Raw genomic sequence first — 13613 nt, 5'->3', positions numbered from 1 at the left:
GATCGATCTATTTTATCAAACTTCCATGCACCTTTGCAGGCGCAGGAAATACAGATACTTTTCTTTGACCGGAATTCCGGTGATTTCTTCAAGCGCACGTGCATAGAGCTCAAGCTGAACTGCATAACCCTGCGCGGCCTGTTCCATCGTATTGTGCGTCACGCGGTCTGTTTTATAGTCTACAAGCACCCATTTGTCTTCCAGGAAAGCAAGGTCTAAAATACCCTGCACCATCATGCTGCCTTCTCCTTCGTAGCCGATGCTCTGCGCCTTTACCTCCAGATTAAACGGCTGCTCCTTCAAAACGCGCCCGGCGGTTTTGATCCTCTCATAAAGAGATGTTTTCAAAAAGCCCTCAATCCATTCCGTGTGTGCAAGAACCGCCTCGCGCTCCTGCCCGGTCAGCAGCTTTCGCGCTTCCATTTCAAGCGCCGCCTCACGAACATCCTGACCGGTAAGCACAACGCGTTCCATCATGCTGTGCACAAGCGTGCCAAGCCGTGCGCCTGTGATCTCCTCGTCGTCCGGCTGGAGGTCTGGTATCAGGAACCTGCGGATATTCGCAGCGTTCGACTGCTTTACTGCGCTCACCGAAACCTTTGCAGGGATATCCGGCTGGCGCGCAGCGGATAGAAGCTCCGCCCGGTCCTCAACTTTTGCCATTTTATTACAGTATTCATCAAAGTCGAACGTGGTTTTTTCCTTTTCCCCTGCCTCTTCATCCCCTGCAAAACGAACCGGTATCTGTCCGCCGGCATTCGCCGCCATAATCCAGTCCAGCATGGATTTTGCATCCTCGTAGGAGCCCATATCGTGCATCATCGCCCATTCGTGCCGCGCCTTTTCAAGGTTCCCCACGCTTCCGGCAAGAAATAGCTTTTCACGCGCGCGCGTCATCGCCACATACAGCACGCGCAGCTCCTCCGACAGGTATTCGCGCCGGATTTGTTTTTTTGCAAGCTCAAGCTCTATCGTTGAACGCCTCACAAGGCTTTGCTCGTCGATATACTGCATCATCAGCCCATAGTCTGAATGGATCAGCATCCTGTTTTTAAAATCCTGCACAGTAAGCCTGCGCTCGAGGTTTGCAACATAGACGATCGGATATTCGAGTCCCTTGGAGCTATGAATCGTTGTAATGTGCACGCAGTCCGCGCCACCGGCTGCCATCGCTGCTTTGACATACGCGCCGTCCCGTTTTTTTGTTTCATGCAGGGCACGAAGCAAAAGATAAAGGCTGTTGCCCTGCGCGGCGCACAGCTGCGCCGCCATACCAAGAAACTGCGAAAACGCCGTACGCTTCATTTCGCCGTCAGGTACGCAGGCAAGGTAAGTTTCAAAATCAAATTCCGTCGCCACAAGCGACAGAAATTCAGGCATCGCAAGGGATTGTGCACAGGTTTTAAGGTAATCGAGCTTTTCATAAAAGGACCGCAGTTTTCTTGCCAGCGTGTCCTCTTTTTCCGCCGCATACATCTGTGCCGACTCATAAAAAGGTTCCTTATCCCTGTCTGCGCCGATTCGAATACGTGCAAATTCCTCCTCGTTCATTCCACCGATAAACGACCGCATCACACTCAGAAGCGGTATGTCCTGCCGCCTGTTATCCACCAACCGCAGGATGTTCACAAACAGCTCGATCTCCTTAAGCTCCCTGGCCTGTTCCACATCAATGGAGCAGGGAATGCCCCGCCTGTCAAGCTCCGCCTTCAGCAGATAAATCATATCGCTGCGCGAACGAACGAGTACTGCAAAATCTCCAAACGCCGCTTTACGCATTGCGCCTGTTTTTTTGTCGGTCACCTCGCCCGCAAGCTCCCTCTCGATGCTGCGCGCAATCATTTCCGCTTCCACCGCATGCCTGCTGCGCGTTTCATCCTCACCGTCGTCCGCCTCGCAGGCGAGCAGGATTTCGGTCTTGCCACCCCGGGCGCTGCCAACCAGCCGCTCTCCCTCGTCGTACCTGATCTCCCCCAGGGTTTCGCACATTACGCATTCCATGATGCCATTAACCGCATCAATCACGCCGCTCTTACTGCGGAAGTTGTCATTCATCAAAATCAATTCGCCGCCTTCGGCCTGCGCGCGGAATTCCTGTGATTTCTCCTTGAAAATAAGCGGATCAGCCAAACGGAATTTATAAATACTTTGCTTAATATCCCCCACCATAAAAAGGTTTCCATCGCCCGACACGGCTTTTATAATGCTCTCCTGTACCGGATTGGTATCCTGATATTCATCCACAAAGATGTACTGGTACAAATCCGCATACATCCTGCGCACCTCTTCATCCTCAAACGCACGCAGCGCAAAATGCTCCATATCCGAATAATCCAGAACGTTGAGCTCCGATTTGCATTCCGCATAATATTCGTGAAACTGCCGCACCAGGGCAAGCATTGCGCAAACGTCCTGCTGCGTATGCGCCAGCTCCGCACTGGCGGTAACATGGAAGTTTTCGTAATCATCCCCGGCAAGCGCCTGTTTCAGCTCCTTACGCGCCTGGGCGTACAAATCCTGAATCCGTTTCTTACACTCGTCTCCAAGTCCTTTCGTGATGCTGGGTATCTTCATGCCCACGCTGTTTTTGCGCAATGCGGCAACGCCGTTGTCACGCGCATAGGAATACGCCTCGCCAAGCAGCGTGGCGCAGGCTTCGTCCTGTGCAAGCTGCTGTGGATATTTGCTGCCGGAAAGCGTGGCGCTGGCATCCATCAGACGCTTTGCACGCAGGAGATGTTCCATGATATTCTCGTCGTACTGCGCTTTCAGCCTTGCGATATATTCCTCATTATTTTTATGCTCTGATCGCTCCGCCCACGCAAACGGCTCCGGCTTGCTCATAATATGATCGTAAATACGGAACAGATATTCCATCAGCTGCCTGTCGTCCCCACGCCTCGTATAGCGCTGCACAAGCCGCAAAAAATCCCCGTCTTCCTCTTCATACAGCCCGTCAAACAACTCGCGCGCAGTCTGCGTTTTCATGCGGTTCATCTCTCCCGCATCCATGATACGCACCGTTGGAGACAGCCCCAGGATCGCATAATTTTTGCGCACCACCTTCCCGCAAAAGCTATGAAAGGTGGAGATATCCGATACCGCGACAAACTCCGCCTGTTCATACAGGCGCTTTTCCCCCTGCCGATGCGCCTCCTCTCGCAACTCCCGGGCTATCCGCTGCCGCATCTCTGCCGCCGCCGCATTTGTAAACGTCATAACAAGCATTGTGCGGATATCCGCCCCGCCCTCAACAAGGCGCGCGACGCGCTTTGCAAGCACGCTCGTCTTCCCGCTGCCCGCGGCAGCTGATACAAGTACGCTTTTTGTCTGTGTCTTAATTGCCCTTGCCTGTTTATCTGTCAGTCTCATACCTGTTCCCCATGTCCGCTGATTTTCTCCATTGCCTGCTCCCGCGTCAATTTCTCAATCACACGCGGATGGTTCCCCATATATCCCTCGTCATACATACAAATACTCGCAAATTCACAATAGTCACAGCCCATACGCTGTTCGAGCCGGTACGGCATGATCTGCGTATTTCCCTGCTTCATTTCAAGTACCGCCTGACCGATCAGTTTTTTGGTAAACGCTACCAGCTCTTCCACCTCATCCGGGCTGAACAGCCTGTCCTGCGCATTTTTCCTGACACTGCCGTCCTTTTTACGTTCAATCGCGATCGTAAGGACAATATCGCCTTCCCCGCCGTAGAGCTTTTGTGCCGTATCAAAATCAACGCCGCAAATACCCTCCATGTCAAACTCCCCGTCAACGTCTTTCCCTTCCTCTTCAAAGGACGGAAGATGTATTTTCAAATAGTTCGCGCCTGCAAATTCCGCGCCGTTTCCCAGCAGCTCGCGCACTGCAATGATATAGATCATCAGCTGCAGGCTAAGGCCGCTCGCGAGTTTCAGGAGCTTAAATTGCGGATCGCCTGTTTTATAGTCCACAATATCAAAATAGAGCGTACCATCGATAACTGCCGTATCGATACGGTCTATTTTACCATTGATCGTAAGCCCATCCGTAAATTCCTGCGAAAACCAGTATTCACTCTCCGCAGGCTGCAGGCTTGCGCGTCCGGTCTGCGTACGGATTGCGTGCGCCGCAAGCCCTACCTCTCGTTCCACCAGGGCCAGCACGTTTTCATTGTGCCTGTTTAACGTATATTTACTTTGCTCCTCACGCGCCGTCCCTGCGCAGGCCTTCAGGGTTTCCACAAACTCCTCTTCCGGAACATCTGCCCAACGCGTTTGCTTCTCCTTGAATGTGTTTGTCAGCTCCTCCAGAATTTTGTGCGCATAGTTTCCAACATCAAGCTGGTCGATCACATATTCCCTCGGCTGCTCCACATTCAACCCGTAAGCAATAAAATGCTTGTAAGGGCATTCAAAATATTGCTCGAGCCTGCTCGCGCTGCCCTTCATTTCTCCATACAGGGCAGCGGCAATATCCGCATTGAGCCGCGCTGCCGCATTCGCATTCATCACACCGCGCCGGATGGCCCGCTGCTTTTCCGGAAGCGTGTCGTCTGCCAGTACGGCTGCAACTACCTTTCTGTCATATTCCTCAACCGTCCCGTCGGCAAGCCCACGAACGATACGCGCAGCCTGTGCATAGGCGTTCTGCTTCAGAAGCGGCGCGATATCAGCGGCACGGTTCTGCTTTACCGCTCCGAATAATTCGCCGAGCTTATCGATCAACGGCGACGGTTTTTCCCTCCCGTCGTCCACATAACTGAAAAACAGCTTTTCCTTCGGCTTTGTAACGATTTTCTGTATTGCCAGCTTTTGCTTTTCCACATTCCCGGTAAACTGGAGCCCCGCAAGCTGCGAAAGCAACAGCTCCCGTTCATAATCAGCAAGAATATCGGACGGCTGTTCGTAATTTGGTAAAAGCCCGTCGTTCGCCCCCACAACAAAAACAGCCTTAACATCGTCAAGGCGGATATAAGAAACATCTCCCACCGCCACCTCATCTGCTCCCGGCGGGATCACGCCGATTTTCTGTGATGTAAGCCCTGTTTTCAGTAAAGAAAGTATCTGCCCCTTGCCTGCCTGCGTATCTTTTAAAATCTCCCTTGCCTGCGTCAGGATGCGCATGGTCTTATCAAAAACCTGCCCGTTCCACTCCGCGCTTTGCAGAAGCCCCGCCTCACGCGCTGCCTTGGTCTGTTCCGCAAGCTTCGCGTCCACATGCAGCCTCTGCATATACGCAAGCACGCAGCCAATCAGGCTGTCCGCGTCCTTTGCCCCCTTCGCCGCTTCACGCAGCTCGGTCACTGGCTCCATAAGGCGCAGCCTTGCCCGCTCCGCGCGCGGCTCCTTGAACGGATAGCCAAATGCAAACCCGTCGCGCACATTGCAGTACGCATAATTTTCCAGTGCGTCCGCCTGTTCCTCCCTCAGATCGCAAAAGCCTGTCCTCGCGTGTGCAAGTAACGTATCCTTTTTCAGCCGTCCCTGTGCAAGTTCAAGCGCAGTCAATAAAAACATACTGAATGCGCACTGTGCAAGCGTCCTTTTTTCTCCTGTAAAGCATGGAATGCCCGCCTCTGCAAAACGTCTTCTTATCACAGGCGAATAGCGCTCCCCGCTGCCGCACACAACAGCCATGTCGCGGTAATCATATCCATATTTCCGGTTAAGCCACACAATCTGCGCCGCCACCGCGCGCACCTCTTCGTCAACGTCCGGCGCACTTGTTACGCTGATGTCCTTCGCCCGTTCTTTATGCCGTGCAGGATAAGCGTAAAGATTCTTTTCAAGGTGCAGGATGTCCTTCGAAATTTCCCTGTTTTCCGTAATGATCGTCGTTTCAAGCCCCATTTTTATTGCATCCTGCAAAAATTTATTCCTGTTTTCATTACAGATTTCATAAACCCCGCTATCCGGAGCATTGGTCTGTGCGTAATAAAAGGACATGGTCGTATCCTTTGCCGCGTGCATCAACGCTTTTAAAAAACGCACCGTCTGCACATTATAAATATCAAATCCATGAATCACAAGATGCGCGCCTTTTAAAAATTCAGCTTCCGGGATATGCTCGATGACAAGGTTAATTTTGTCTTCAGTGTCAAAAAGCCCTGCTGTCTTTTCCTCAAAACGCTCATACAGAAGCGCAATATCTGCAAGCTTTTTTTTGGTGTTTTCATGGCTCGTATCGATTTCAAGCAGCATTTGCGGCGTTATGTCAAGCGTTTTAAGCTCCGCGATCAGCCCTGAAAGCTCCATGGGAACATCGCTTTTCCTTGCGCTTTTGGCAAGCGCCTCGAGATGTTCCTGTTCGCCGTCCAAAATAAGGCGCAGGATCATACTCTTTCCCACGCTGTCAATTTCAGGGATCGTCCTGCCATACGTACTTTCCAGCACCCTGTCGCAAATACGCGCAGGGCTTTGTACGACCGCGCCCATCAGCCCCTTCAGCCCAAGCTTGTGCATAAGCTGCTTTTCCGTGATATAGGTGGCCTGCGGCGGCACAACAACCAATACATTCGCAAGCGGATCTTTGCGGATGATCGATCCTATTTTTTCCATGACATAATCGTCTCTTTTGCTGGCGGTTCTTCCCAGCACAAATTCAACGCCCACGTATCGCTCCGTTCTCTCAAGGTTTTTCAAACCAGAACATAAAAATTTTACTTAGCATTATTATATCATGGGACGCAACCAATTTATGGATTAAATTCAAAGTATTTCAGGCAATAAAAAAAGGTTATAGCCTAATGGCTACAACCTTGGTTTACAAAAGGTTTTTAACCTCTTACTAAGTAGTTCAGCAAGAGATTCAAATCTTCTGGCTCGGATACGATCAAATCCAACTCGTCGATCTGTGCGTCTTTGAACATCTGCGTCAAAGCGATGTACTGGCACAGTGTGGATTTCAGATTCAGTCTGTCACCCTCTGAGGTAACAAGCTCTACCTTGCCTTTGCAGTCCTTCAATAATTCAAAGAATTTCTGCGGTTCGCTAATGTTTTTAATTTTCACTCCGTTGTCCTCCTGACACATTATAAATTTGTGGGTTCCGGGGAGTTTTTTGGAGCTCACCCTTTGTGTAATAGTAACACAAAGCCCTACATACTGTCAATATAACCCGTATGGATTGCCCGTAAACATTTTAATGAAACTTTTACAGAAAATACCTGAAAATAATCGGCAGGGCGATGGCAACGCTTCCAAAAACGGCAATCATAACCTTGATGACTGTCATATCGTGCTTTGTCTCCCGCTGCACCTTCCTGAGCTTTTCGTGAATGGTTTTGATTACCGCGTCATCGGCTTCTTTGCGTTGCTTTTGCTCCTGCTCGCGCAGTTGCCGCACAGCTTGTTCCCAATCGCTCATACGCGAGGTAATCTCTTCAGAATATATATTGAGCCGCTTTTGCAGGTCTGCTGTCTGTTCCCTCAGCGCAAGCCTCAGCCTGTCCTGCTCCCGCCTGATCGTTTCGTATACGGTTAGCGTACCGTCTACAAGCAGCGCGGAATTTTTCAAAAGCGCTTTCATCTGCGACTTGGTATGCTCCAGCTTCTCATCGCTCTTCTGCAAATCGGAAACAAGCGCCGTTACGCCTTCCATTTCTTTCAGGGCCTTATTCAGCTCGTCAATACTTTCATTTAGCTGTTCAAACATAGCCATGTTTTTTCCCCGTCTTTCCTGCCCTTTAAATTCCCGGCCTTCAGATTCCCCACTTTTCCTCCAGTGCCAGCGTCGTCCCGTTTTCCTTTAGCTTTTCGATTGTTTTGTTCATTTCTGTCTCGACGGCGCTCTGCCCTGTCGGCAGCATAATACAATATCCAACCGTATAAAGCGGTTCCGCCAAAATCCTGTAGCCTGCATCCTGGAACTGTCTGGATATTGCGCGCGGCATGATCACCGCCGGAATACGCCCGGCTTCCAAATCGAGCATTGCGCTTTCGTAATCCGCATACCGCTCGACCTCAAAGTTTAACTTTTCATCCTCCAGATACTGCTTCAGGTCGTCCACAGACATTGCGGTATTGATAACGCCAATCGACGTCGCCTCAATGTCCGGCACCCTCTGCACACGCGAATCCGCACGCATAACGGCAACGACGTCGTCCGTATAATATGGCTCGGTCAGTGTAAAGCCTTTTGTTTTTGAGACATTTTCGCCTGTCGTCAAAAGCCCCAGCGCAATATCGATGTTGCCATACTTGATTGCACCGCCCGCATCCTGCGATGTAATAGGATAATACTCATACATTTTTTCCTGGTTTCCGAGCAGGTCTTTCAGTACTGCGTCGATATAATCCCTGTCAAAGCCTATCAGGTTCCCGTTTTCATCTTTTCCGCCAAAGCCTTCTATATCAGTACGCAAACCAATCCTCACAACGTCGCGCGTCATAAGGAAGCTTGTATCAAATCCCTGTCTGGTTGCCAAATTGGTAAACAGAACCGCACAGGCGATTACCGCGGCAATAATCAAAATGGTAATCAAAAGCGGTTTTTTATTTCGTTTTATAAACTCGGCGCCCCTGTTGCGGCGGTGCGATTTAAATTCTCTGTCCAAATTATTTCTCCTGTTTGTCTATGTGGCTTATTATACTGATTTTCGCGGAATAATTCAACCAAACACTTGCAAAACATTTTTTAACATGATAAATTTAGGTTAAATATCAGTCATAAAATAAATGAAAAAAAGGACATGTAATTTATGCCTCAGAAAAACATCGAATCCATCCTGGTCATGGGAGACTCCGTCGCAAAGGGCGTTGTGTTCCATCCTGAGAAAAACCGATATATTTTTTCCAAGTCGGGGTTCATTCGCAGGCTTGGAACCATGCTCAAGGCCAAAATCCTTGATTTTTCCAAATTCGGCACCACCTCTGATTATGGATCAAAGCTGCTGGGCGATAAGCTCAGTGACCTCAATCCTGATCTTGTGCTGATTGAGTACGGCGGAAACGATTGCGATTACAACTGGGATGAGGTCGCGCAAACCCCCATGAAAGAGCATTTCCCCAATACGCTTGTTACGGCTTTCGAGGAAAATATCACCCATATGGTAAATTCCTTAAAGAAAGAGAATAAAATACCGGTGCTTATGAATCTGCCGCCGCTTAACGCGCCTTCGTATTTTCGCTGGTTTACCAAAAACGATCCGCAACGCGCCCATAATATCTTAAAGTGGCTGCATGATGTATCCAAAATTTACTGGTGGCAGGAAAAGTATTCTTACACAATCGAAAAAATCGCCCACGCGACCGGCACGCACCTGATCAACGTCCGTAATGCGTTTTTGAGCCAGCAGCATTATCAGAATCTTATCTGCGAGGACGGTATCCATCCCAACGAGAAGGGGCAGGCCCTGATTGAAAAGACTTTTATCGATTATATCGAAAAACACGCGGCATATATGATGGTATAAATAAATTGCATTAAAAAAGGCGCATATCAAGGTGTATGCGCCTTTTATGATTGCCGCTTATCGCCTCGCGGCAGCGGTTCTTTCCCATGCTTTCTTCACGCCTTTTGACGTAACAAATACTCCGTTTTTTAAATTTCACTTTCCGCTGTTGCGCTGTCAATCAGCTTGATGAGCTCGAGCGCGCTTCGAAATTTCTTTTTTTCGTTTTTTTCAGACCAGACAACCTGACCCTGCCAGGTCGCGTTTTGCCTGTATTGTATCTGAACGATAAATGTCGCTTTTTTCCCAGTTACATTAATTGCTTCCGTCTGTTCTGCCATACTTTTTGCCCCACTTGCCTGAGTTTTTTCCTGCGCTTCTTTTCTCTTTCCAAACACCCGGTGCTCGATTGCCGCCTGCGGATATTTCAGTGTATTCAAAACAGAATCTATTTTGATCACCATTTCATTGATGTCGCAAAACTCTTCTGGTTTTTCCAGGCATTTGTGGTGAATGCTTCCAAAAAAACCTGCCCCGTCTCTCTTGTCTACGCATACATGAATACTGTTTTGCACAATTCATATATCCTTCCTCAGCTTATCATTACTATTATAATCCAAGCCAGTCACAAAACCGGTCACAAAATTGGCTTTGCATAGCCCTTTTGAAATTATAAGGCAAAAAAGGCCCTTTCATTTCTTCCGCTTACAGCTCATTTACCGTATGCTTCCTAAATGATTTCATATCCTGCGCCGCAGTTCTCCGCAGCAACGCAAAATGGATACTGCTTCGCAAGGGCATCCTGCGCTTCCTGTACCGCTTCTTGCGAAAAAATAGCAAATACACAGCTCCCGCTTCCCGTCATCATCGCAAAATCCGCCCCCAAAGCCCTGCATGCACAAATCACATCAGAAACCTCCGGGCATATCCTGATCCCCGCAGGCATCAGCACATTATTTGCCAGTGAAAAATATCGGCGCACATCGCCTTTGGCCAGCGCATCTGTAATTCCATCCATATCAACCGTTTCCTTCGGCAGCTCATGAAACACGCTGTACGCCTGCCCTGTCGGCACGCCGCCTTCCGGCTTTACAAGCAAATATGCAAATCCGCACCGGTTCGCTACTGGCGATAATACTTCTCCCACGCCGCGCGCGCGCATACATCCTCCCTCGATAAAAAACGGAACATCCGCGCCGATCCCGACGCCGATCTCCTTCAACACTTTTTTCGAAAGATGCGTTTCATAAATCCGGTCAAGCGCGGCAAGCGTCGCCGCCGCATCGCTGCTGCCTCCGCCCAGCCCTGCCTGCGAGGGGATTCTTTTTTCGAGCGTGATTTTTGCGCCGCCCGTTATCCCTGTTTTTTCAAAAAACAGGCGCGCCGCACGCAGAACGGTATTATCTCCCTGCGCTTCCATACCGTCGCACAAAAGCGCCAGCCCGTCCGCGCGCACTACGGTTAATTCGTCCGCGAGGGATATATTCTGCATCAGCATATCAAGCTCGTGCATCCCGTTTGGATATTGTCCAATTATGTTAAGGGCCAGATTCAGTTTTGCATATGCCTTCAGTTTCATAATTTCTCCCGCATTCAAATGGTCAGCAACATTATAGCATAAAGCGTTGCATTATGTTAGAATATTCAGGAAGAATTGAATCGAGGATTTAGAATGTTTTTATCAGATGAGTGGAGTGATTATAAGGTGCTCGATACCGGCGACGGTATGAAGCTCGAGCAATGGGGAAACGTAATCCTTTCCCGGCCCGATCCGCAGGTGATCTGGGCAAAACAGGCTCCCGCGCTTTGGCGGGACGCCCATGCGGAATACCACCGCAGCGAACGCGGCGGAGGACAGTGGAGCTATCTCAAAACGCTTCCCGAGCGCTGGACTATCAGTTATCGCGATTTGCAGTTTTATGTGCGTCCCACAGGCTTTAAGCATACGGGGCTGTTTCCTGAACAGGCTGCCAACTGGGATTTTATGGATAGTATGATCAAAAATTCCGGCTTTTCTCCCCGCATCCTGAACCTGTTTGCATATACCGGCGGAGCAACGCTTGCATGTGCGGCTGCCGGAGCGCAGGTTACGCACATCGACGCGGCAAAAAGCATGAACGGCTGGGCGAAGGAAAACCTTGCGCTCTCAGGCCTTTCGGACAGGCCTGTGCGCATCCTTGCGGACGACTGCCTGAAATTTGTACTGCGGGAACAGCGCAGGGGCAACCGCTACGATGGAATCATCATGGATCCGCCAAGCTATGGCAGGGGCTCTGACGGCAGGGTGTTCCGGACTGAGGACAATCTTTTCGATCTGGTATCCGAAACCGCAAAGCTGCTCTCAGATACGCCGTTGTTTTTTATCATCAACTCCTACACCACAGGGCTTTCCTCCGTGGTCAGCAGAAACCTCCTGTCCATCTGTCTTTCCGGGCGGGGCGGCACAGTGGATGCTGACGATTTGTGCCTTCCGGTGGAGGGCCAGAATATCTTCCTTCCCTGTGGCACAACGACAAGGTGGCACATATGATTCCGCAGATACTATTTGAGGACAATCATCTGGTCGTTGCTGTAAAGCCACAGAATATGCCCTCGCAGGCAGATAACTCCCACGATGCTGATTTTCTCAACGTCATCAAGCGTTACGTCAAGGAAAAATACGGGAAACCGGGCGACGCATACATTGGACTTGTGCACAGGCTTGACCGTCCCGCAGGCGGCGTGATGGTGTTTGCGCGCACATCCAAAGCCGCTGCGCGGCTATCCGCGCAGATAAAAGATGGCACGCTCAAAAAAAACTATTATGCCATTATAACAAATCCGGTCCCGCCCAAGGGGACGCTCTGCGGCTATCTCTTAAAGGATGCCAGAACGAATACTTCTCGCGTTGTTCCGGAGGATACCCCGGGCGCCAAACGCGCAGAGCTGTCCTATTCCATCGCCTGTTCGGACGGGCCGTACTCCCTTGCGGATATTGCACTTAAGACGGGACGTTCACACCAGATACGCGTGCAGTTTTCCCATATGGGGGCTCCGCTTCTTGGAGATGTGAAGTATGGCGGCATGGAAAACCCAAGGCTGTGCCTGTGGTCGTATTCCATTTCCTTGATTCATCCCACAAAAAAAGAGCGGCTGACCTTTACCTGTCCGCCGCCCAATCTCTTTCCATGGCCCCTGTTTTTTGATTAATCAAAATTCACAAGCGGGAAATCGATATCCTCTGTCTGGATCATCTTCCCGTTCAGATATTCGAGCATATTGTTCACGCCCGTATCAAAACTGATCGTAGTCGCCCATAACGCCTGGTATTTGATGCCAAGCTTTTTGTTTGCCTTCATATCCCCATAGAGGTTATCCCCCAGGATCGGGAAACCCGCCGCTTCCATATGCGCGCGCTCCTGATTCAGGTACTGAGTCACCGGTTCGATATCGATAATGCTGTATATTCCATTGCTTTCCACCACCTGATAACGCGTATAAATAGGCACGCTGCCACGCAACTTCGTTTTTGCGACACGGTAATTGTCCTTATCGTCCTTCACATAAAAATGCTGAAATTGCCCGCGCTCATATTCCGGACACCCCTTAACAATGGCACGAAAAACACGTTTAATACGCCGCTGGCGGATTGCTTCACGGATCGCCTCGAAATATTCGGCATTCTTGGCAAACATCACAAGCCCGCCCGTATAAATATCGAGCTTAAAGCACATAAATGGAATACAGCCTGATTCTTCGGAATATTCATTTCCGTCCTTCATATAGTTAATTACCATAGACATCAGCTCCGGCGCGTTTGGCGTCGCAGCGGTGCAGGTCACGACCGTTCCCGGCTGCTTGTTGACCACAAGGATGTTCTTATCCTCGTATACCACATCAAGCAACGGAAACCGCTCATATTCCACAGGCACATACACCTCTATGATGTCGCCGTCCTCCACCTCAAAATCCTTCTTGATGCGGCAGCCGTTCAGCTTAATATCGCCTGTTTTGATCATCTTTTTCAGATTCAGTTTTTGAAGCTCCGGTAAAGAGGCAGCAACGCACTGCGTTACCTTGCTGCCTTCCTGCTCCTTCTCGATTTCCAGTTTGATCATGAATGTCCCTCTGCCTTTTACGCTTCTAGTGGTAGCGTGTTTTTTGTGATATACTATATATTGTATTATAGCCTTCAAGCAAATAATTTGCAATTCTTACTGATATAATATATATTAAAAACATATATAATATATATTAAAAACATA

11 protein-coding genes are annotated in these 13613 nt (G+C 49.7%); 3 read left to right on the top strand and 8 right to left on the bottom strand.

Annotation, left to right across the window (positions count from 1 at the left end; translation table 11 throughout):
* Window positions 1-15: 15 nt before the first annotated feature.
* The 5 genes from ACS5WU_RS05310 to ACS5WU_RS05290 form a co-directional block, all read right to left on the bottom strand.
* On the bottom strand, window positions 16-3372 hold the full coding sequence (locus tag ACS5WU_RS05310) for a UvrD-helicase domain-containing protein (RefSeq protein ID WP_302761790.1): 3357 nt from the start codon (window positions 3370-3372) through the stop codon (window positions 16-18).
* Complete coding sequence (locus ACS5WU_RS05305; protein ID WP_320607296.1) at window positions 3369-6590, bottom strand: PD-(D/E)XK nuclease family protein; 3222 nt, start codon at window positions 6588-6590, stop codon at window positions 3369-3371. Before ACS5WU_RS05305 ends, ACS5WU_RS05310 begins: the two co-directional genes overlap by 4 nt.
* Before the next feature lie 164 nt (window positions 6591-6754).
* Window positions 6755-6943: a polya polymerase gene (locus tag ACS5WU_RS05300; protein WP_465088994.1), complete on the bottom strand. Its 189-nt coding sequence runs from the start codon at window positions 6941-6943 to the stop codon at window positions 6755-6757.
* Window positions 6944-7130: 187 nt separating this feature from the next.
* Window positions 7131-7637, bottom strand: coding sequence for a hypothetical protein (locus tag ACS5WU_RS05295; protein ID WP_302761503.1), 507 nt, complete (start codon window positions 7635-7637; stop codon window positions 7131-7133).
* A gap of 40 nt (window positions 7638-7677) precedes the next feature.
* Window positions 7678-8532: a substrate-binding periplasmic protein gene (locus ACS5WU_RS05290; RefSeq protein ID WP_302761505.1), complete on the bottom strand. Its 855-nt coding sequence runs from the start codon at window positions 8530-8532 to the stop codon at window positions 7678-7680.
* A gap of 144 nt (window positions 8533-8676) precedes the next feature.
* Between ACS5WU_RS05290 and ACS5WU_RS05285 the strand changes: the two genes are divergently transcribed.
* Window positions 8677-9390, top strand: coding sequence for an SGNH/GDSL hydrolase family protein (locus tag ACS5WU_RS05285; RefSeq protein WP_302761507.1), 714 nt, complete (start codon window positions 8677-8679; stop codon window positions 9388-9390).
* Window positions 9391-9518: 128 nt separating this feature from the next.
* Here ACS5WU_RS05285 and ACS5WU_RS05280 read toward each other — a convergent pair whose 3' ends face one another.
* Together ACS5WU_RS05280 and ispE are read right to left on the bottom strand one after the other, a co-directional pair.
* Window positions 9519-9944: a hypothetical protein gene (locus tag ACS5WU_RS05280; protein ID WP_235811596.1), complete on the bottom strand. Its 426-nt coding sequence runs from the start codon at window positions 9942-9944 to the stop codon at window positions 9519-9521.
* Window positions 9945-10099: 155 nt separating this feature from the next.
* Window positions 10100-10948: a 4-(cytidine 5'-diphospho)-2-C-methyl-D-erythritol kinase gene (gene ispE / locus ACS5WU_RS05275; protein ID WP_302761510.1), complete on the bottom strand. Its 849-nt coding sequence runs from the start codon at window positions 10946-10948 to the stop codon at window positions 10100-10102.
* Window positions 10949-11041: 93 nt separating this feature from the next.
* On the opposite strand from ispE, the gene ACS5WU_RS05270 reads away from it, so the two are divergent.
* Together ACS5WU_RS05270 and ACS5WU_RS05265 are read left to right on the top strand one after the other, a co-directional pair.
* Complete coding sequence (locus tag ACS5WU_RS05270; RefSeq protein WP_046442411.1) at window positions 11042-11899, top strand: class I SAM-dependent methyltransferase; 858 nt, start codon at window positions 11042-11044, stop codon at window positions 11897-11899.
* Window positions 11896-12558 carry an RluA family pseudouridine synthase gene (locus tag ACS5WU_RS05265; protein WP_059109629.1) on the top strand — a complete coding sequence of 221 codons (663 nt, stop codon included), beginning with the start codon at window positions 11896-11898 and terminating at the stop codon, window positions 12556-12558. Before ACS5WU_RS05270 ends, ACS5WU_RS05265 begins: the two co-directional genes overlap by 4 nt.
* Here the strand turns inward: ACS5WU_RS05265 and ACS5WU_RS05260 are convergent.
* A complete protein-coding gene (locus tag ACS5WU_RS05260; RefSeq protein WP_046442413.1) occupies window positions 12555-13466 on the bottom strand; it encodes a pseudouridine synthase in 912 nt (303 codons plus the stop codon). The genes ACS5WU_RS05265 and ACS5WU_RS05260 overlap by 4 nt on opposite strands.
* Between the last annotated feature and the right edge of the window lie 147 nt (window positions 13467-13613).

The sequence above is a fragment of the Christensenella sp. KGMB01412 genome, from assembly GCF_055522415.1.
The sequence above is the reverse complement of the archived record's forward strand: the minus strand, read 5'-3'. Positions and strand labels throughout refer to the sequence as shown.